At 53.2% G+C, this 19,828-nt stretch carries 17 protein-coding genes; 7 read left to right on the forward strand and 10 right to left on the reverse strand.

Features of this window, described 5'->3' with window-relative positions:
* The first annotated feature begins 1 nt into the window (after window position 1).
* From caiA to caiE, 5 genes are all read left to right on the forward strand, one after another.
* Window positions 2–1,144 (forward strand): crotonobetainyl-CoA dehydrogenase, encoded by a 1,143-nt coding sequence (gene caiA, locus ACH0VJ_RS05950; RefSeq protein WP_000347134.1) that lies wholly within the window; start codon window positions 2–4, stop codon window positions 1,142–1,144.
* 111 nt (window positions 1,145–1,255) lie between these two features.
* The gene (gene caiB, locus ACH0VJ_RS05955) at window positions 1,256–2,473 is read left to right on the forward strand and encodes an L-carnitine CoA-transferase (protein WP_001016212.1); all 1,218 of its coding nucleotides are present in this window, start codon (window positions 1,256–1,258) and stop codon (window positions 2,471–2,473) included.
* A 62-nt stretch (window positions 2,474–2,535) separates the two neighbouring features.
* Window positions 2,536–4,089, forward strand: coding sequence for a crotonobetaine/carnitine-CoA ligase (gene caiC / locus ACH0VJ_RS05960; RefSeq protein WP_000355809.1), 1,554 nt, complete (start codon window positions 2,536–2,538; stop codon window positions 4,087–4,089).
* Between the two features lie 53 nt (window positions 4,090–4,142).
* Entirely contained in the window at window positions 4,143–4,928 is a 786-nt protein-coding gene (gene caiD / locus ACH0VJ_RS05965) for a crotonobetainyl-CoA hydratase (protein ID WP_000004379.1), read from the forward strand.
* 109 nt (window positions 4,929–5,037) lie between these two features.
* The gene (gene caiE / locus ACH0VJ_RS05970; protein ID WP_000122858.1) at window positions 5,038–5,634 is read left to right on the forward strand and encodes a carnitine operon protein CaiE; all 597 of its coding nucleotides are present in this window, start codon (window positions 5,038–5,040) and stop codon (window positions 5,632–5,634) included.
* 77 nt (window positions 5,635–5,711) lie between these two features.
* Here caiE and caiF read toward each other — a convergent pair whose 3' ends face one another.
* The 10 genes from caiF to citC form a co-directional block, all read right to left on the reverse strand.
* Complete coding sequence (caiF, locus tag ACH0VJ_RS05975) at window positions 5,712–6,107, reverse strand: carnitine metabolism transcriptional regulator CaiF (RefSeq protein WP_000333324.1); 396 nt, start codon at window positions 6,105–6,107, stop codon at window positions 5,712–5,714.
* 273 nt (window positions 6,108–6,380) lie between these two features.
* Window positions 6,381–9,608 carry a carbamoyl-phosphate synthase large subunit gene (gene carB / locus ACH0VJ_RS05980; protein ID WP_001126307.1) on the reverse strand — a complete coding sequence of 1,076 codons (3,228 nt, stop codon included), beginning with the start codon at window positions 9,606–9,608 and terminating at the stop codon, window positions 6,381–6,383.
* Window positions 9,609–9,626: 18 nt separating this feature from the next.
* Complete coding sequence (gene carA, locus ACH0VJ_RS05985) at window positions 9,627–10,775, reverse strand: glutamine-hydrolyzing carbamoyl-phosphate synthase small subunit (protein WP_000597272.1); 1,149 nt, start codon at window positions 10,773–10,775, stop codon at window positions 9,627–9,629.
* A gap of 861 nt (window positions 10,776–11,636) precedes the next feature.
* The gene (gene dapB / locus ACH0VJ_RS05990; RefSeq protein WP_000544032.1) at window positions 11,637–12,458 is read right to left on the reverse strand and encodes a 4-hydroxy-tetrahydrodipicolinate reductase; all 822 of its coding nucleotides are present in this window, start codon (window positions 12,456–12,458) and stop codon (window positions 11,637–11,639) included.
* Window positions 12,459–12,637: 179 nt separating this feature from the next.
* A complete protein-coding gene (citG, locus tag ACH0VJ_RS05995) occupies window positions 12,638–13,546 on the reverse strand; it encodes a triphosphoribosyl-dephospho-CoA synthase CitG (protein ID WP_000117014.1) in 909 nt (302 codons plus the stop codon).
* Window positions 13,524–14,075: a citrate lyase holo-[acyl-carrier protein] synthase gene (gene citX / locus ACH0VJ_RS06000; protein WP_000679052.1), complete on the reverse strand. Its 552-nt coding sequence runs from the start codon at window positions 14,073–14,075 to the stop codon at window positions 13,524–13,526. The genes citG and citX overlap by 23 nt, the downstream gene beginning before the upstream one ends.
* Window positions 14,075–15,595, reverse strand: coding sequence for a citrate lyase subunit alpha (gene citF, locus ACH0VJ_RS06005; RefSeq protein ID WP_000665578.1), 1,521 nt, complete (start codon window positions 15,593–15,595; stop codon window positions 14,075–14,077). Before citF ends, citX begins: the two co-directional genes overlap by 1 nt.
* 10 nt (window positions 15,596–15,605) lie before the next feature.
* Window positions 15,606–16,475, reverse strand: coding sequence for a citrate (pro-3S)-lyase subunit beta (gene citE, locus ACH0VJ_RS06010; protein ID WP_001247809.1), 870 nt, complete (start codon window positions 16,473–16,475; stop codon window positions 15,606–15,608).
* Window positions 16,472–16,765, reverse strand: a complete 294-nt coding sequence (citD, locus tag ACH0VJ_RS06015) for a citrate lyase acyl carrier protein (protein WP_000691461.1) — start codon at window positions 16,763–16,765, stop codon at window positions 16,472–16,474. The genes citE and citD overlap by 4 nt, the downstream gene beginning before the upstream one ends.
* Before the next feature lie 29 nt (window positions 16,766–16,794).
* Entirely contained in the window at window positions 16,795–17,838 is a 1,044-nt protein-coding gene (gene citC, locus ACH0VJ_RS06020) for a [citrate (pro-3S)-lyase] ligase (protein WP_001181444.1), read from the reverse strand.
* 244 nt (window positions 17,839–18,082) lie between these two features.
* Here citC and citS point away from each other — a divergent pair, with 244 nt between their 5' ends.
* Together citS and ACH0VJ_RS06030 are read left to right on the forward strand one after the other, a co-directional pair.
* Complete coding sequence (gene citS / locus ACH0VJ_RS06025; RefSeq protein WP_000183596.1) at window positions 18,083–19,423, forward strand: citrate/sodium symporter CitS; 1,341 nt, start codon at window positions 18,083–18,085, stop codon at window positions 19,421–19,423.
* 158 nt (window positions 19,424–19,581) lie between these two features.
* Window positions 19,582–19,821 carry an oxaloacetate decarboxylase subunit gamma gene (locus ACH0VJ_RS06030; RefSeq protein ID WP_001001151.1) on the forward strand — a complete coding sequence of 80 codons (240 nt, stop codon included), beginning with the start codon at window positions 19,582–19,584 and terminating at the stop codon, window positions 19,819–19,821.
* Window positions 19,822–19,828 lie beyond the last annotated feature (7 nt).

Below are 19,828 nucleotides of genomic sequence, written 5' to 3' on the forward strand. Positions count from 1 at the left end.
GATGGATTTCAACTTAAATGACGAACAGGAGCTGTTTGTCGCCGGTATTCGCGAACTGATGGCCAGTGAGAACTGGGAAGCTTATTTTGCCGAGTGCGATCGTGACAGCGTCTACCCTGAGCGTTTTGTAAAAGCGCTGGCGGATATGGGTATTGATAGCCTGCTGATCCCGGAAGAACACGGCGGTCTGGAAGCGGGTTTTGTTACCGTCGCCGCCGTCTGGATGGAGCTGGGACGTCTTGGCGCGCCAACTTACGTGTTGTACCAATTGCCGGGAGGTTTTAACACTTTCCTGCGTGAAGGAACTCAGGAGCAAATTGATAAAATCATGGCGTTCCGGGGCACCGGTAAGCAGATGTGGAACTCTGCTATCACCGAACCGGGAGCGGGATCGGATGTTGGTAGTCTGAAAACCACTTATACACGCAAAAATGGTAAGGTTTATCTTAATGGCAGTAAGTGCTTTATCACCAGTAGCGCCTATACCCCGTACATCGTGGTCATGGCGAGAGACGGTGCATCGCCGGATAAACCGGTTTACACCGAGTGGTTTGTGGACATGAGCAAAGCAGGTATCAAGGTCAACAAACTGGAGAAACTCGGTCTGCGCATGGATAGCTGCTGTGAAATCACCTTTGACGACGTTGAACTGGACGAAAAAGACATGTTCGGTCGGGAAGGTAACGGCTTCAACCGCGTGAAAGAAGAGTTTGACCATGAGCGCTTCCTCGTCGCGCTGACCAACTACGGTACCGCAATGTGCGCTTTTGAAGACGCTGCGCGTTACGCTAATCAGCGCGTGCAGTTTGGTGAAGCTATTGGCCGTTTCCAGCTGATTCAGGAGAAGTTTGCGCATATGGCGATCAAACTGAACTCCATGAAAAATATGCTGCTGGAAGCCGCGTGGAAAGCGGATAACGGCACCATTACCTCCGGCGACGCGGCAATGTGCAAATACTTCTGCGCCAACGCCGCGTTTGAAGTGGTAGACACCGCCATGCAGGTACTGGGAGGTGTTGGTATCGCGGGCAACCACCGCATCACGCGTTTCTGGCGTGACCTGCGCGTTGACCGTGTTTCTGGTGGTTCTGACGAAATGCAGATCCTGACGTTGGGTCGTGCGGTACTCAAGCAATACCGCTAATCGATCTCTTGCAGGCCTGATAAGACGCGGGGCGTCGCCATCAGGCAATCATGCCGGATGGCGCTGTGCTTATCCGGCCTACATACCGCAAAAAATGCCAGGAGAAAAATGATGAATCATTTACCAATGCCAACCTTTGGCCCGCTTGCTGGGGTACGCGTTGTTTTTTCGGGAATCGAAATCGCCGGTCCGTTCGCCGGACAGATGTTCGCCGAATGGGGCGCCGAGGTTATCTGGATTGAAAACGTCGCATGGGCCGATACCATCCGCGTACAGCCTAACTACCCGCAGCTCTCACGCCGCAACCTGCACGCCCTGTCGCTGAATATTTTCAAAGATGAAGGTCGGGAAGCGTTTCTGAAACTGATGGAAACCACCGATATTTTCATTGAAGCCAGTAAAGGCCCGGCCTTTGCCCGCCGCGGTATTACTGATGAAGTGCTGTGGGAGCATAACCCGAAACTGGTGATAGCCCACCTTTCCGGCTTCGGCCAGTATGGTACCGAGGAGTACACCAATCTTCCGGCGTATAACACCATCGCGCAGGCATTCAGTGGTTATCTGATCCAAAACGGCGACGTTGATCAGCCGATGCCAGCCTTCCCGTATACCGCCGATTACTTCTCTGGGATGACCGCGACGACAGCCGCGCTGGCAGCCCTGCACAAAGTACGCGAAACGGGTAAAGGTGAAAGCATCGATATCGCCATGTACGAAGTGATGCTGCGTATGGGTCAGTATTTCATGATGGACTACTTCAACGGCGGCGAAATCTGCCCACGTATGACGAAAGGGAAAGACCCCTACTACGCCGGTTGCGGCCTGTATAAATGCGCCGATGGTTACATCGTCATGGAGTTGGTCGGCATCACGCAAATCAACGAGTGTTTTAAAGATATTGGCCTGGCCCACATTCTCGGTACGCCGGAAGTTCCGGAAGGCACACAGCTCATCCATCGCGTGGAATGCCCTTACGGCCCGCTCGTCGAAGAGAAACTGGACGCCTGGCTGGCAACACACACCATCGCCGACGTTCAGGCGCGTTTTGCTGAACTGAATATCGCCTGTGCGAAGGTGCTCACCATTCCGGAACTGGAAGGTAACCCGCAGTACGTTGCCCGCGAATCGATTACTCAGTGGCAAACAATGGACGGTCGCACCTGTAAAGGGCCGAACATCATGCCGAAATTTAAAAACAACCCGGGGAAAATCTGGCGTGGCATGCCGTCACACGGCATGGATACCGCCGCCATTCTGAAAAACATTGGTTATAGCGAAGCAGATATTAAGGAACTGGTCGGCAAAGGCCTGGCCAAAGTTGAGGATTAAACGCGATGCGCTAATCGGTTTTCCGGTTAGCGCTCACGCCTGATTTCAGTGGATAAAGCAATATGGATATCGTTGGCGGACAAAACTTACGTCAGATGTGGGACGACCTGGCCGGGGTGTACGGAGATAAAACGGCGTTAATTTTCGAATCTTGTGAGGGAATCGTTCGGCAGTTTAGCTATGCTTCGCTCAATGAAGAGATTAACCGCACGGCGAACCTTTTTTATTCCTTAGGGATCCGCAAGGGTGATAGGGTCGCGCTGCATCTGGATAACTGTCCGGAATTCATCTTTTGCTGGTTTGGACTGGCAAAAATCGGCGCCATTATGGTGCCGATTAATGCCCGCTTACTGGGCGAAGAAAGCGCCTGGATCCTGCAAAACAGCCAGGTGAGTCTGCTGGTTACCAGCGCCCAGTTTTATCCTATGTACCGTGAAATACGCCAGGACAATAGCACTCCGCTTAATCATATCTGTCTGATTGGCGAGCAGCTTCCGGCTGACGACGGCGTGAGTCACTTTACCCAACTGCAATCCCGCCAGTCCACCACGCTGTGCTATACGCCCGTGTTATCCACTGACGATACGGCGGAAATTCTGTTTACCTCCGGTACCACCTCGCGTCCAAAAGGGGTGGTGATTACCCACTATAACCTGCGTTTTGCAGGCTACTACTCTGCCTGGCAAATCGCCCTGCGCGATGATGACGTGTACATGACGGTGATGCCCGCTTTTCATATCGACTGCCAGTGTACCGCCGCAATGCCAGCCTTTTCCGCCGGCAGCACCTTTGTGCTCCTGGAAAAGTACAGCGCCAGGGCCTTCTGGGATCAGGTACGTAAATATCAGGCGACGGTGACCGAGTGCATTCCTATGATGATCCGCACGCTGATGGTCCAGCCCGCCGCACCAACGGACAGGCAGCATCATCTGCGCGAAGTGATGTTCTATCTCAATCTATCCGCGCAAGAAAAAGACGCCTTTACCGAACGCTTTGGCGTCAGGCTGCTGACCTCTTATGGTATGACTGAAACCATTGTCGGAATTATTGGCGACCGTCCCGGAGACAAACGGCGCTGGCCTTCCATTGGTCGCGTGGGTTTTAGCTATGAAGCTGAAATTCGCGACGATCAAAATCGCCCGCTGCCCGCCGGAGAAATTGGCGAAATCTGTATTAAAGGCATCCCCGGCAAGACTATCTTCAAAGAGTATTACATGCAGCCGGAGGCAACCGCCAGGGCGCTGGAACCAGAGGGCTGGTTACATACCGGTGATTCGGGTTACCAGGATGAGGATGGCTATTTTTATTTCGTCGACAGGCGCTGCAACATGATTAAACGCGGCGGGGAAAATGTCTCCTGCGTCGAGCTGGAAAATATTATTTCTGCGCATCCGAAAATTCAGGACATTGTGGTGGTCGGTATTAAAGACGCGATCCGTGATGAGGCCATTAAAGCGTTTATCGTCCTTAATGAAGGTGAAACATTAAGCGAGGCCGAGTTTTTCAGCTTCTGCGAAAACAATATGGCGAAATTCAAGGTTCCCTCTTTTATGGAGATCAGAACTGACCTGCCACGCAACTGTTCAGGAAAAATAATCAAAAAAAATCTGAAATAAACCTTCCGGCAGGAATCCCTCCCGCCGGGAAACTATTTATCTGGAGATGAACTATGAGTGAGTCATTACATCTGACCCGTAACGGCCCGATCCTGGAAATTACCCTCGACCGACCTAAAGCGAATGCCATTGACGCCAAAACCAGCTTTGCAATGGGTGAAGCTTTTCTTAATTTCCGTGACGATCCGGAATTACGCGTAGCAATCATTACCGGCGGCGGGGAGAAATTCTTTTCTGCTGGCTGGGACTTAAAAGCGGCAGCGGAAGGTGAAGCGCCGGATGCCGATTTTGGTCCCGGCGGCTTTGCTGGTTTAACCGAAATATTTGACCTCGATAAGCCGGTTATCGCCGCGGTGAACGGCTACGCGTTTGGCGGCGGTTTTGAGCTGGCGCTGGCGGCGGACTTTATTGTCTGCGCCGAAAACGCCAGCTTCGCGCTGCCGGAAGCCAAGCTCGGCATCGTGCCTGACAGCGGCGGCGTATTGCGTCTGCCTAAGCTGCTGCCACCGGCTATCGTCAACGAAATGGTAATGACCGGCAGACGAATGAGCGCCGAAGAAGCGCTGCGTTGGGGAGTCGTGAACCGCGTTGTCAGCCAGAACGAACTGATGGAGAGCGCGCGCGAACTGGCGCAACAACTGGTCAATAGCGCCCCGCTGGCTATCGCGGCGCTGAAAGAGATTTATCGCGCGACCAGCGAAATGCCGGTAGAAGAAGGCTACCGCTACATCCGCAGCGGCGTGCTGAAGCATTATCCGTCGGTACTGCATTCAGAAGATGCGCTCGAAGGACCGCAGGCATTTGCCGAAAAACGCGATCCGGTGTGGAAAGGTCGTTAATGTGACTATGCCGGATGGCGCTTCGCTTATCCGGCCTACAGCACATGCGCAACCGTAGGCCGGATAAGGTGTTTACACCGCCATCCGGCAAAAAAAGCGAGGTACAACTATGAGCTATTACGCCTTTGAAGGACTGATCCCGGTGGTGCATCCGGACGCGTTTGTCCATCCCTGCGCCGTGCTGATTGGCGATGTCATCGTGGGCGCCGGTGTTTATATTGGCCCACTCGCGTCATTGCGTGGGGATTATGGTCGCCTGATCCTGGAGGCAGGCTCTAATCTGCAGGATGGCTGCATTATGCATGGCTACTGCGATACCGATACCATCGTGCATGAAAACGGCCATATCGGCCACGGCGCTATTTTACATGGCTGCGTGGTGGGACGGGACGCCCTGGTCGGCATGAATAGCGTCATTATGGACGGCGCAGTGATTGGCGAAGAGAGCATTGTCGCCGCCATGAGTTTTGTCAAAGCCGGATTTCAGGGTGAGGCAAGGCAACTGCTGGTGGGATCACCGGCGCGCGTACTACGCCAGGTTACGGACCAGGAGCTGCACTGGAAACGCCTCAATACCAAAGAATATCAGGATCTTGCGATCCGTTGTCGAACGGGGTTATCTGAAACGAAGCCGTTAACGCAGGTCGAAGAAAACCGACCGCGCCTGAAAGGCACGACGGACGTGAAGCCAAAATCAGCACAGTAATTGATGCCGGATGCGTTCACGCTTATCCGGCCTACGCGTCAATTACCGTTTACCCCGCCATCAGGTTAAACAGACAATTAGCGACGCATACTCTTGGAGAGCATCATCTGCCATTTCTGCTCACGGTTTAGCTCTGTGGGGGGAACGGCAGACAGCCGCGGCGCTTTCGCCACGCTCACTTTTCTTTCCTGCAAATTATGATTCAATCGGCGATAGAGTTGAGAGTCGATACTCACGACTTTCACCAGACGCTGGCACTGGCAGCCTCGTCCTGCAATTTGGTTAGGGATCATCTTCACTTCACAAACAATTTCCCCCACTTCTGACAGAATATAGGAGAGCGTATTAATTGCTTTGCAATGTTCAATATCAAATTGACGGGAAATCTCCCTGGCAGTGATCCATCGGTTCTCTGCCATCATCCAGTCAGCAATTAACAAATAAAGCGGTCTTTCAACATATTTTTCACACATAAGCACACCATTTCACAAATTAAAAATCTGGCTACGGCCTGTCCAAACTAATAAAAACTAAGCCATATTAAAATTGTGGATATGCAAGATAGTATGCGACTTAAATATTGATTAGTGTGAGCAATATCGTGCTTATTACATTGAAAATGTGGTTACGGAAACGGACTTCTCCAGGAATGACCTTACGCAAGATAAAAAAAGGGTTTCTTTACAGAAACCCTTTCAACATTATATTACAGGTCCGGTTAGAGCAATATCCACCGGACCCTTTGTTTACGACTTTTTGATCTGCGCGTGCATTTCCTGCACCGAGGTTACCTTCTCGGTGGCATCGGCATTGAGCGCCATCGTCGTGGCAAAACCGCCGTTCAGCGTGGTGTCATAATGCACTTTATACTGCAGCGCGCTGCGGCGAATCACCCTGGAGTCTTCAATCGCCCGGCGGCCTGCGGTGGTGTTGATGATGTAGGTATATTCGCCATTCTTGATGCGGTCCTGAATGTGCGGACGACCTTCGTGCACCTTGTTCACCAGACGCGGGTTGATACCGGCTTCGCCCAGCACAATCGCCGTACCGTGGGTGGCATCCAGCTCAAAGCCCTGTTTCAGCAGCTTAGCGGCCAGGTCAACTACGCGCTCTTTGTCGCCTTCGCGAACGGAGAGCAGCGCACGGCCCTGTTTCTTCATGGTGGAGTTACTGCCCAGCTGCGCCTTAGCGAACGCTTCCGCGAAGGTACGGCCCACGCCCATCACTTCCCCGGTGGAGCGCATTTCTGGCCCTAACAGCGGGTCAACGCCGGGGAATTTGTTGAACGGCAGCACCACTTCTTTCACCGAGTAGTACGGCGGGATAATTTCTTTGGTCACGCCCTGCTCGGTCAGCGATTTGCCGGCCATCACGCGCGCCGCCACTTTCGCCAGCGGCACGCCGGTGGCTTTGGAGACGAACGGTACGGTACGCGCCGCACGCGGGTTGACTTCAATCAGGTAGACTTCGTTGTCCTTGACCGCAAACTGCACGTTCATCAGGCCGCGCACCTGCAACTCGAAGGCCAGCTTCTGCACCTGCTGGCGCATCACGTCCTGAATTTCCTGGCTCAGCGTGTAGGCCGGCAGGGAACAGGCGGAGTCGCCGGAGTGTACGCCCGCCTGCTCAATGTGCTCCATAATGCCGCCAATCAGCACCATTTCGCCGTCGCAGATAGCGTCCACGTCCACTTCAACCGCGTCATCAAGGAAGCGGTCCAGCAGCACCGGCGCATCGTTAGAGACGCTGACCGCCGTCTGGAAGTAGCGACGCAGGTCGGCTTCGTCATAGACAATTTCCATCGCCCGACCGCCCAGCACGTAAGAAGGACGTACCACCAGCGGGTAGCCGATCTCTTTCGCTTTTTCGACAGCCTGTTCAATGGCGGTGACGGTGGCGTTGGCCGGTTGCTTCAGCTTCAGACGGTCAACCGCATGCTGGAAGCGTTCACGGTCTTCCGCGCGGTCGATGGCGTCCGGGCTGGTGCCGATAACCGGCACGCCTGCCGCTTCCAGCGCGCGCGCCAGCTTCAGCGGGGTCTGGCCGCCGTACTGCACGATAACGCCTTTCGGCTTCTCGATGCGCACGATTTCCAGCACGTCTTCCAGCGTCACCGGCTCGAAGTACAGACGGTCGGAAGTGTCGTAGTCGGTGGAGACGGTTTCCGGGTTACAGTTGACCATGATGGTCTCGTAACCGTCTTCGCGCAGCGCCAGCGAGGCGTGTACGCAGCAGTAGTCAAATTCGATACCCTGGCCGATACGGTTCGGGCCGCCGCCGAGGACCATGATTTTATCGCGGTCAACGGACGGGTTCGCTTCGCACTCATCTTCATAAGTGGAGTACATGTAGGCGGTATCGGTGGCGAATTCCGCAGCGCAGGTATCCACGCGTTTGTAAACCGGGTGCAGGTCATACTGGTCACGCAGCTTACGGATTTCCGCTTCGCGTACGCCCGCCAGTTTCGCCAGACGCGCATCGGCAAACCCTTTACGCTTCAGCTGACGCAGGAAGTCGGCGTTGAGGCCGGTAATACCGACTTCAGCCACTTTCTCTTCCAGACGCACCAGTTCTTCAATCTGTACCAGGAACCAGCGGTCGATGTTGGTCAGGTTGAACACGCCGTCGACGGAGAGGCCTGCGCGGAAGGCATCGGCGATATACCAGATACGATCCGCGCCCGCGTCTTTCAGCTCGCGGCGGATTTTGGTCAGCGCTTCCGGGTCGTCGAGGCTGACTTTCGGGTCGAAGCCGGTGGCGCCCACTTCCAGGCCGCGCAGCGCTTTTTGCAGGGATTCCTGCTGGGTGCGGCCAATCGCCATCACTTCCCCGACCGATTTCATCTGGGTGGTCAGACGGTCGTTAGCACCGGCGAATTTCTCAAAGTTAAAGCGCGGAATTTTAGTAACCACATAGTCGATGGACGGCTCGAAGGAGGCCGGAGTGCGCCCGCCGGTGATGTCGTTCATCAGTTCGTCAAGGGTGTAACCCACCGCCAGTTTGGCGGCTACTTTGGCAATCGGGAAGCCGGTGGCTTTCGACGCCAGCGCCGAGGAGCGGGATACGCGCGGGTTCATTTCGATAACGATCAGACGGCCGTTTTTCGGGTTCACTGCGAACTGGACGTTAGAACCGCCGGTTTCGACGCCGATTTCACGCAGAACCGCCATCGAGGCGTTACGCATGATTTGGTATTCTTTGTCGGTCAGAGTCTGCGCGGGCGCCACGGTGATCGAGTCACCGGTGTGGATACCCATGGCATCGAAGTTTTCGATAGAGCAGACGATGATGCAGTTGTCGTTTTTATCACGCACCACTTCCATCTCGTACTCTTTCCAGCCGATCAGCGATTCATCAATCAGCAGCTCGTTGGTTGGCGAGAGGTCCAGACCGCGTTCGCAGATTTCTTCGAACTCTTCACGGTTGTAAGCGATACCGCCGCCGGTGCCGCCCATGGTAAAGGACGGACGGATGATGCACGGGAAGCCCACGTCAGCGGCAACCGCCAGCGCTTCTTCCATAGTGTGCGCGATACCGGAACGCGCGGTGTCGAGACCAATTTTCTTCATCGCGATATCGAAGCGACGACGGTCTTCGGCTTTATCAATGGCGTCGGCGGTGGCGCCAATCATGGTGACGCCGAACTCTTCCAGCACGCCCTGCCGCTCCAGCTCCAGCGCACAGTTCAGCGCCGTCTGGCCGCCCATGGTCGGCAGCACTGCATCCGGACGCTCTTTTTCAATGATTTTGCGCACCACTTCCCAGTGAATCGGCTCGATGTAGGTGGCATCGGCCATTTCCGGGTCGGTCATGATGGTGGCCGGGTTGGAGTTCACCAGAATGACGCGATAGCCCTCTTCGCGCAGGGCTTTACACGCCTGAGCGCCGGAGTAGTCAAACTCACACGCCTGACCGATAACAATCGGGCCCGCGCCCAGAATCAGGATACTTTTTATATCTGTACGTTTTGGCATGGCTCTTATTACTCCTGATTATTTCGCGGACTGACGGTATTGCTCAATAAGCTCGATAAAGTGGTCGAACAGCGGCGCCGCATCGTGCGGGCCTGGGCTCGCCTCCGGGTGGCCCTGGAAGCTGAACGCCGGTTTGTCGGTACGATGAATACCTTGCAGGGTGCCGTCGAACAGCGACTTGTGGGTCACGCGCAGGTTGGCTGGCAGCGAGTCTTCATCCACCGCAAAACCGTGGTTCTGCGCAGTGATCATCACCACGTTTCTGTCCATATCTTTTACCGGATGATTGCCGCCGTGATGGCCGAACTTCATCTTAACGGTCTTCGCACCGCTCGCCAGCGCCAGTAGCTGATGACCGAGGCAGATGCCGAACACAGGAATGTCGGTCTGGAGGAATTTCTCAATCGCCTCGATGGCGTAGTCGCACGGTGCCGGGTCGCCAGGGCCGTTCGACAGGAAGATGCCGTCCGGATTCATTTTCAGCACCTCTTCAGCAGAGGTCTGCGCTGGCACCACCGTCAGGCGGCAGCCGCGATCCACCAGCATACGTAGAATGTTGCGCTTGGCGCCAAAATCGTAGGCCACCACGTGGAACGGCAGGTCATCCTCAGATTTCGCTTCCGGTAAACCGTCTTTCAGCGTCCAGCTACCCTGCGTCCAGCGGTAAGTTTCCGCCGTGGTCACTTCTTTCGCCAGATCCATACCGTTCAGTCCAGGAAATGCTTTCGCTTTTTCCAGCGCCAGCTTCGCATCCGGGCTATCGCCTGCAATGATACAGCCGTTCTGTGCGCCTTTCTCACGCAGCAGACGCGTCAGCTTGCGGGTATCGATATCGGCAATCGCCACAATGTTATGGCGTTTCAGGTAAGAAGAGAGGTCTTCGGTGTTACGGAAGTTGCTGGCAATCAACGGCAGATCGCGAATCACTAAACCTTGCGCATGAACCTGAGAAGATTCTTCATCGGCTTCATTGGTGCCGACATTACCAATATGGGGATAAGTAAGAGTGACGATTTGGCGGGAATAGGAAGGATCAGTGAGGATTTCTTGATAACCGGTCATTGAAGTATTGAAAACGACTTCCCCAACCGCCGAACCCGTTGCCCCAATGGCCCGACCGTGAAACTGGGTTCCGTCTTCCAGAACCAATAGCGCTGACTTAATCAAAACACCCTCCAGAGAATATTCACTCACTTTATTTGCATATTAATTCATTCAGTCAGTATGAAGCAATGCAAATTTGCTTACCCGTGGATTTCTGGCAAACGGCGGCATTCTGAAGTTAAGCCGGATAAAAGTCAACTTAAAGAGGGTATTTTTTATGTTATTTTGCACATTATAAGGAAGTTATTCTGTTTAAGAGGCAAAAAGATCAACTAAGTAACGATAGAAAACGCTTGCGCTTCCTTGAGTTCGCAAAAAACTGGCTGCCATGATAAAAAGTGGACCAAATGGTCAAATTTCACATTAAAACAACAAAAAACAACGATAAAAACTCATTTAATAGTCATCAACATCATTAAATGCATAAAAATTCAAAATTAAGAAAATTAACTACAAAAACATTTTAAAAATCAAGATGTTAAAAATATAAAAAATAAAACAAATGCATCATAAAACCAACAAAAAACAGCAAATTAAGACAATGTAATAAGAATTACAATCGCGATATAAAGATCCAACTTCTTTTTCTTTAAGACTAGCGCATAAGATTGGAACACAACCAGCCTCACTACAGCATAAAAAAGCTAACCTATTGAAGCAAAAGAGATAAAACGATCCCGTGGAACAGCACTACCCCCGATGGATATCAGTCTTATCAGTCTGGTCGAGGTGCCTTTTGCATACGGTAAACCACTGCGGCAGAACATGTCGTGGGCGAAGAAACTGTCGAAACATGAATGGTGAAAGGCGTTACTTATCTGACCGAATAACCGGGGGGCAAAAAAACAAAAGGGCAATAATATATTGCCCTTTGTAATCAATTAATCTTGATTACCACAACCACATCACGAAGGTATTTAGTCGCTATAATACATCCAGCCCCAGCACGTCCCGCATGTCAAATAGCCCATTTTTCTTCGTTTTTAGCCATAATGCCGATCGCAACGCGCCATTTGCAAACGTCATGCGGCTGGAAGCTTTATGCGTAATCTCTACGCGCTCGCCGATATCGGCAAACATCGCGGTATGTTCGCCGACGATGTCGCCCGCGCGTACGGTCGCAAAGCCAATCGTGCCCGGTACGCGCTCGCCGGTATAACCTTCACGCGAGTAGACCGCGCAGTCCTTCAGATTTTTATCCAGCGCCCCGGCGATTGCCTCGCCCATTGCCAGCGCCGTACCCGACGGTGCATCCACTTTATGGCGGTGGTGCGCTTCAATAATTTCAATATCGCTATAGTCGCCCATTACCTTCGCGGCTTTCTCCAGCAGCTTGAGCATGACGTTAACGCCGACGCTAAAGTTTGCGGCGAAAACGATCGCAATCTCTTGCGACGCCTCGCGAATGGCCTGTTTACCGGCGTCGTCAAAGCCGGTAGTACCAATCACCATCCCTTTACCATGCTGGCGGCAAAACGCCAGATGCGTCAACGTGCCTTCCGGACGGGTAAAATCGATGAAAACGTCAAAATCATCTTTTACCGCCTCAAGGCTGCTTTGAACGATCACGCCGGACTTTCCCGCCCCCGCCAGTTCGCCAGCATCGCTGCCCAGCAAGGAAGAGCCTTCGCGCTCCAGCGCGGCACCCAGCTGAACACCTTCCATCGCCATGGCGGCCTGGATTAACTGCCGTCCCATGCGGCCACCGGCGCCGGCAATGGCGACGCGGATTTGTGCTTCATGCATAGCTATTCTCTTTTGTAAAAATTGCGTAAACCGTTTTCAGAGTAACCAGCGCGCCCGGAGGCCGCCATCTAAAATCGCCGATAATTAGAAATTAATGATAAACAGGGAGCGATATCAGTAAAAGACATGATTCATCCCGCAGGATGAATCATTGCTGGAGAGAATGAAAGAAGAGAAACTTACTCAGGATAGAGGGAACCGGCAGGAAAATGACTTAAAAACCAGGTCACTGCCAGTAAATCCGCGCTACCGCCAGGGCTTAAGTTACGCAGGATGAGTTCATCATCGAGGGACTGCATCGCTTCAATGCCCCCCTCAACCAATACGCCCCCTTGCCACAACAATTTTTGTGCCTGCTGCTGCACGTAGTAAAGCCCTTCCAGGCCTCCCCGTGACACCAGATTGGTATCATCATTCCACGCCATCAGATGCAACAATGTTTGCAGCAGGGCAAGATGGGTATCGTCATGCTCCTGCACGACCCGGTTAAACACCGGCAAAGCCTGCGTTCTGACGGTTCGAAAACCGCTTTCCGCTTCTCCCCGCGCGCCCGACAGGCCATAACACTGGAAATGGGTTTCACTCTTTGTCAGTTTTCCCGCTTTTTTTGCTGAGAGCTCGTGGGCAACAATATTCCGACTCAGGCGAGCAACCTGGTCGCAGATACGATTTTGCTCCAACGGTTCTCCCCGCGCGAGAAGTCGGCCAATCGCTGCGCTCAGCAGGCCAAAAGCGAAAATCGCCCCGCGATGGGTATTCACACCATTGGTCGCCTGTAGCATATCGTTCTCACAGGCCATCCCCAGCGGACGCAGCATCACCAGGACATTTTCTGCCGCCAGCGCCGCCGTGTTGTTGCCCATGATAAAAAACTTTTCCATCCACGGAGCAATGGCGGTAGTACTACGTTCAAATGCCGCCAGATCCATATCCCTATGCGCTCCCGAATTACGAATATCGACCAGACCGGGTTTTGGTGTCAGCCTGGCTTCCGTCAGCAGCGCTCTTGCAACCAACCCGTTAAGATCGCCAGCCGCCAGCGATGAGTACGCTGGCGTACGCCGTTCAGTTACAACGCTCACGCTCATAGCATTCAATCCTTCGTGCAATTTCATCCAACAAAAGGTCAAGGGTGTGATGCTTGCCCCGGGCACAGAGATGAGCATCCTGCTGGCATATCAAACATGGCCGGGCAGGATACCCGAGTTCACGGCGTGATAGCGACTTACCGTCGCTATCAATAATGTCGATGTCCCAAAGCCGCCCTAACGGATGGCTCATCTCTAGTGTCGACATGTGCTGTTTCAACGCCATTGCCGGCGCACAGACCGCTGCCATCCATTCCGGGCCGCTGCGTTCATTTACCTGCATTTCCCAGACGTTGACCCACTCCTTCTGTTCGCAAAGCGCCAGTATTTCGGCAATTGCGTAATCGGCGACACGCCGCCAGACCGCTGAGTTTTTAACGGCGCCCGGTGCAACCAGCGTGAGGGAAATCAACGGTAGCCGATAGCAGTTCAACGCCTGACGCTGCCTGGCGGCACGTTTATCGCGCGCTTGTAGCATCTCCTCCAGCGTAACTGCCTGGCCCTGGTACAGCAGGTCTGTGCCCTTCATCAGCCTTTAACCTGGCGAATCACGTCAATCACTGAACCGTCGCGATAACGCACCACAGCCACCACCCGATCGGTAAACTCAATCGGCTGCGGTTTACCGGTCAGTTGCTCAGCGCGCTGTTGCAGTTGTTCGATGGTCATCAGCGCCACGCCCGCAGCACGCAGGTTATCAAGCAGATCCTGACGCGCAGGGTTCACTGCAATACCATGGTCGGTAACCAGCACATCAACACTTGCCCCAGGCGTGACGGTAGTCAGCACTTTTTCCACCACACATGGGATTCGGCCACGGACCAGCGGTGCGGTAATAATGGTGAGATCGGCCCCTGCTGCCGTATCGCTATGGCCGCCCGATGCGCCACGCAGTACGCCGTTTGAACCGGTCATCACGTTAACGTTGAAATTCACGTCAATTTCCAGTGCGCTCAGCATCACCACGTTCAGGCGTTCGCATGCCGCGCCTTTAGAGACGGGGTTAGCGTATTGATTGGTTGAGATTTCAATATGATGTGGATTCTGCGCCAGCGAACGGGCGGCATCGCCATCGAATGATTGCGTATCCAGCAGCGCTTTGATCAACCCTTTCTCATGCAGATCCACCATGGTGCCGGTGATCCCACCCAGGCCAAAACTCGCCGTAATGTTGTGGCGACGCATTTTGTCTTCCAGGAAACGGGTGACCGCCAGAGATGCGCCACCGGTGCCGGTTTGCAGCGAGAAACCATCACAAAAATAACCTGAGTGTTCGATCACATTAGCCGCCTGCCGGGCGATCAACAGTTCACGCGGGTTGCTGGACAGACGAATCGCGCCCGCGGTGATTTTTTCCGGATCCCCTACTTCGTCCACCTGTACGATCAAATCAACCTGATCCTGCGCGATACTGGCCGGATAATTGGGGAATTCGACCCACTCTTCAGTCAGGAGCACCACACATTTAGCGTACTGCGCATCAACCTGCGCATACCCCAAAGAGCCGCAGCGTGACTTGCCGCTAAAGCCGTTCGCATTACCAAATTCGTCGCAGCACGGCACGCCGAGGAAAGCGACATCAATATTCAGCTCACCGCTCTGAATCAGCTTTACGCGGCCGCCGTGAGAGTGGATCTGTACCGGGTTTTCCATCAGGCCAGCGGAGATCTCTTCCCCTAACTTGCCGCGCAGCCCGGAGGTGTAAATCTGCCGCACCACGCCATTTTTAATGTGTTCGATAAGCGGCCAGTGGGCATCAATTAATGAGCTGGAGGCAAGCGTCAGATCGCGGAATCCCATTTCCGCCAGCTTCGCCATCACCATATTGACAACTTTGTCGCCACCACGAAACGCATGGTGGAAGGATATCGTCATGCCATTTTTAAGCCCGGAACGACGGATAGCCTCTTCAAGCGAGTCACAAATTTTACGCCGACGCTTTTCCGTTTCACTGGCAAGCCACGGGCTGTTCGCTGTTACCCCCTGGTAGGGCTGTAATCCTTCCGGTACGACATATTGCTGGTTGAGCATGGTTACAGTCTCTTTCATGGTTCCTTCCTTAATCACGAATACCGGAAGCCGACAGCGCCACCACTTTACGCGCGTGGTCGATAATCGGGCCGTCAATCATTTTGCCGTTGAGTGAAACGACGCCCAGACCGCGAGACTCAGCCTCTTCAGCGGCGGCAATCACCTCATACGCATGCTCAACTTCTTTACGTGTCGGAGAATAAGCCTGATGTAACAGCTCAATCTGACGTGGGTTCACTAAGGACTTACCGTTAAAACCAAGCCCTTTCGCCAACTGCACTTCCTTCAGGAAGCCTTCTTCATTATTGATATCCGACCAAACGACATCATAGGCGGCAATACCCGCAACGCGCGCCGCATGCAGCACTGCGCAGCGGGCGTAGAACAGTTCGGTGCCATCGCCCCGGCAGGTGCCCATATCCATCACGTAATCAAATGCCGCCAGCGCAATTGCCACCATGCGCGGGCTGGAGGTGGCGATGTCGACGGCATTGACCACGCCTTTCGCTGATTCGATCGCCGCCATCAGCCTGGTACTGCCGACCTCACGTCCACATTCACGTTCGATCCGTTCGACCTGCGCTTCCAGCTCCAGCACATCGTTTTTGCTGTCGGTTTTCGGCAGACGCACGATATCCGCGCCACCACGCACGACGGCCTCAAGATCGGCCAGACCGAACGGCGTGTTCAGTGGATTAATGCGCACCACTTTTTCAACATCCTGATAGAACGGATGTTGAAGCGCGTGATGGACTAAAAGACGGGCGGTATCTTTCTCACGTAATGCTACGGCGTCTTCTAAGTCGAACATCACCGCGTCCGCACCGTAGACAAACGAGGTGCTCAACATGGCCGCATTTGCGCCGGGAATAAACAACATACTGCGACGAGGTCTCATAACGCACTCCATTGAATTTCCGTTTGTTCTGCAGCGCGTAACGCCGCCGCCTGCACTCGGGCGCGTAAAATACACTCCAGTGCGCCTTTGTCATCGACGCTAACCAGCGCGCGTTCAACGCCCAGCTTCGCCAGCGTTTCGCGCACGACTTGCTCAATCGCCGCGCCAAACTGCTGCTTCACCAGACTCTCTAGCTCCAGCCGAATTCCTGGCTCGCTGGATGGACCAATCCTGATCATCACATCGCTGGATTCCAGCGTGCCTGCCAGGGCATCTTTAATGATTTTCATTAGTTATGTTCCTTGTTAACGGTGTTACGTCATATGGTTTCAGTGTGTCTGGCGGCATGCCGCTGCAGATATGCCAGGGTACCAGCAGGCACCAGCGCGCTTATCGCCGGCCAATTACGTTCGCTATACAGTTTTCTGACGCGAGAGGCGGAAATAGCCGTGCCGTTTTTCTCCACCCGCGCCAGCTCGACGACCTCAATAACCGGGCCGCTGCGCTTCGGATCGTGTAAAATGTCGTGCATTCGCTGGTTATAGGCACAGGTCAGAGGACAAAACGGTTCACTGCCGACAAAACGATGGGTAATCCCCAGAGCTGGAGCCAGATGTTCACGGAAGAGTTGCAGATCGATCTGGCAATGGCAGTCGTCCACAACCCCTTTTTCTTTGAGGAAATAGCCGGGAAACGTCGCACGCGAGATCATATAAGCGGAGCCGGAATGCAACGTGACGTTGTCAATACCCGCGATTCCTTGTTCGATCAGCGCCCAACGGTCGGTATAGGAAAAAAATGAAGCATCTTCTTTGACCACAAACAGATGCAGCCAGTCACAGGCCGCAGCCGCTTGCTCCACCAGATAACGGTGGCCCAATGTAAACGGATTGGCGTTCATGACGATGGCGCCGATCGTTTTTCCCGGTTGACGATAAAGCGCCAGTTGGCGACAAAAGCGCGCTAACCGTTCACTGCTGTTCTCCATTAACACCGCCAGCTCACCTGCCTGCGCAATGGGCCAAAACCCCGCGCCAGAAAACAGCAACCGATTTTGCGGCTTAGTGAACAGGAAAAGCTCGCTGCGGTTTAACTCGTAGGCCAATGTAAGCAGCTCGGTCAGCAGTTTGAGGCTGAGCCCTTCCCCTTGTAAAACCGGGGAAACGGCGATGCATTTCAGTACGTTTCCGGCCAGCGAGCCGCATCCAACTATCTCACCCTGCCAATATGCGCATACCGCGATTTCACAATCATCTTCCAGGGCGAGTCCCACGCCCTCCAGAAACATGGCGACCGACTCGCGACGCAATACATCCTTTTGCAAATAAATGCGTTTAAATATTAGATTCACTCTATTCTGCATCCGTCAGCAAATAACGTCGCATATTTCGCCAGCGTTTGTATTACTCGTCTGGAATAGACATCACACTTTCCCCCTTGCTTTTATAAGCTTTATGGTTTTTATTTCCTTAATTAACCAGAGTTAATAAAAATAATTAAATTAATTAAAAACACAACCATTCAGTGAAGATAGTCACATCTCACGGTTCATTGAATTTATTAGTATGCGCGGGTCTTGTTACCCATCAATACACAGGAAAATGTTTATGACCAACATGACCCAGGCTTCGGCGACGGAGAAAAAGGGGGCTGGCGATTTACTCAGATTCAAAATCTTTGGTATGCCGCTACCGCTTTATGCTTTTGCATTAATTACTTTATTACTGTCTCATTTCTATAACGCTATACCGACTGACTTAGTCGGTGGTTTTGCTCTTATGTTTGTTATGGGGGCCATTTTTGGTGAAATCGGCAAACGTTTACCGATCTTCAATAAATATATTGGCGGCGCACCGGTTATGATATTTCTGGTTGCAGCTTATTTTGTCTATGCTGGCATATTTACGCAGAAAGAAATTGATGCGATCAGCAACGTAATGGATAAAAGCAACTTCCTTAACCTGTTTATCGCAGTGTTGATCACAGGCGCGATCCTGTCGGTAAACCGTAAGCTGCTATTAAAATCACTGCTGGGCTATATCCCAACCATCCTCGCCGGGATTGTCGGCGCGTCCCTTTTCGGTATCGTCATTGGTCTGTGCTTCGGTATCCCGGTCGACCGTATCATGATGCTGTACGTTCTGCCGATTATGGGCGGTGGTAACGGCGCGGGCGCCGTGCCTCTGTCTGAAATTTATCACTCGGTTACCGGACGTTCTCGCGAAGAGTATTACTCAACGGCTATTGCTATTCTGACCATTGCGAATATCTTCGCCATTATTTTCGCCGCCCTCCTCGATATGATAGGCAAAAAATACACCTGGCTTAGCGGTGAAGGTGAATTGGTTCGTAAGGCTTCCTTCAAAACCGAAGATGATGAAAAGGCCGGTCAGATTACCCATCGTGAAACGGCGGTTGGCATGGTGCTATCCACCACCTGCTTCCTGCTGGCCTATGTCGTTGCCAAAAAAATTCTGCCAAGCATCGGCGGCGTCTCTATTCACTACTTCGCCTGGATGGTCCTGATTGTTGCTGCGCTGAACGCATCAGGTCTTTGCTCACCGGAGATTAAAGCCGGGGCGAAACGTCTTTCTGACTTCTTCTCCAAACAACTGCTGTGGGTGTTGATGGTAGGTGTGGGTGTTTGCTACACCGATCTGCAAGAGATCATCGATGCCCTGACGTTCGCGAACGTCGTTATCGCCGCAATCATTGTGGTCGGCGCTGTCGTTGGCGCAGCTATCGGGGGCTGGTTGATTGGCTTCTACCCGATTGAATCATCCATTACTGCGGGTCTTTGTATGGCCAACCGCGGCGGCTCCGGCGATCTGGAAGTGCTCTCCGCCTGTAACCGTATGAACCTCATTTCATATGCACAAATTTCCTCTCGTCTGGGCGGCGGTATTGTGCTGGTTATCGCTAGCATCGTGTTCAGCATGATGGTGTAAAAAAACGCACGGCGGTGTCTTTGCCGCAAACGACCTGGAGAAAAGTAGAGGCCAAAGCCAGAGGTGGCCAAGGGAAATCCACTCTACTCCTTAGCCGGATTCACCAGGAAGGTTGTCGTCAAGGCCACCGTCGTGCCTCTCATTATGGAAAATGATTCATGAATGAAGCTGTACTACTGGGTGAAGGTTTCACCCTGATGTTTTTAGGGATGGGGTTCGTACTGAGCTTTCTGTTCCTGCTCATCTTTGCCATTCGCGGCATGTCTGCCGTGATTACTCGCTTCTTCCCGGAACCCGTCGCCGCGCCCGCACCGCGCGCCGTTCCCGCCGTGGACGACTTCACCCGCTTAAAGCCGGTGATTGCCGCCGCCATTCACCATCACCGCCTTAACGCTTAATTCCCGG

The organism is Salmonella sp. 2020_1459 (assembly GCF_043847915.1).
Lineage (GTDB): Bacteria > Pseudomonadota > Gammaproteobacteria > Enterobacterales > Enterobacteriaceae > Salmonella > Salmonella enterica.

Bases quoted from the DNA above. Each gene is read 5' to 3' on its own strand.
- caiC (WP_000355809.1), top strand. From the start codon at position 2,536: ATGGATATCGTTGGCGGACAAAACTTACGTCAGATGTGGGACGACCTG.
- citE (WP_001247809.1), bottom strand. From the start codon at position 16,475: ATGAGACCTCGTCGCAGTATGTTGTTTATTCCCGGCGCAAATGCGGCC.
- caiA (WP_000347134.1), top strand. From the start codon at position 2: ATGGATTTCAACTTAAATGACGAACAGGAGCTGTTTGTCGCCGGTATT.
- caiB (WP_001016212.1), top strand. From the start codon at position 1,256: ATGAATCATTTACCAATGCCAACCTTTGGCCCGCTTGCTGGGGTACGC.
- caiF (WP_000333324.1), bottom strand. From the start codon at position 6,107: ATGTGTGAAAAATATGTTGAAAGACCGCTTTATTTGTTAATTGCTGAC.
- caiD (WP_000004379.1), top strand. From the start codon at position 4,143: ATGAGTGAGTCATTACATCTGACCCGTAACGGCCCGATCCTGGAAATT.
- citG (WP_000117014.1), bottom strand. From the start codon at position 13,546: ATGAGCGTGAGCGTTGTAACTGAACGGCGTACGCCAGCGTACTCATCG.
- citS (WP_000183596.1), top strand. From the start codon at position 18,083: ATGACCAACATGACCCAGGCTTCGGCGACGGAGAAAAAGGGGGCTGGC.
- citX (WP_000679052.1), bottom strand. From the start codon at position 14,075: ATGAAGGGCACAGACCTGCTGTACCAGGGCCAGGCAGTTACGCTGGAG.
- ACH0VJ_RS06030 (WP_001001151.1), top strand. From the start codon at position 19,582: ATGAATGAAGCTGTACTACTGGGTGAAGGTTTCACCCTGATGTTTTTA.
- caiE (WP_000122858.1), top strand. From the start codon at position 5,038: ATGAGCTATTACGCCTTTGAAGGACTGATCCCGGTGGTGCATCCGGAC.
- dapB (WP_000544032.1), bottom strand. From the start codon at position 12,458: ATGCATGAAGCACAAATCCGCGTCGCCATTGCCGGCGCCGGTGGCCGC.
- citC (WP_001181444.1), bottom strand. From the start codon at position 17,838: ATGCAGAATAGAGTGAATCTAATATTTAAACGCATTTATTTGCAAAAG.
- citD (WP_000691461.1), bottom strand. From the start codon at position 16,765: ATGAAAATCATTAAAGATGCCCTGGCAGGCACGCTGGAATCCAGCGAT.
- carB (WP_001126307.1), bottom strand. From the start codon at position 9,608: ATGCCAAAACGTACAGATATAAAAAGTATCCTGATTCTGGGCGCGGGC.
- citF (WP_000665578.1), bottom strand. From the start codon at position 15,595: ATGAAAGAGACTGTAACCATGCTCAACCAGCAATATGTCGTACCGGAA.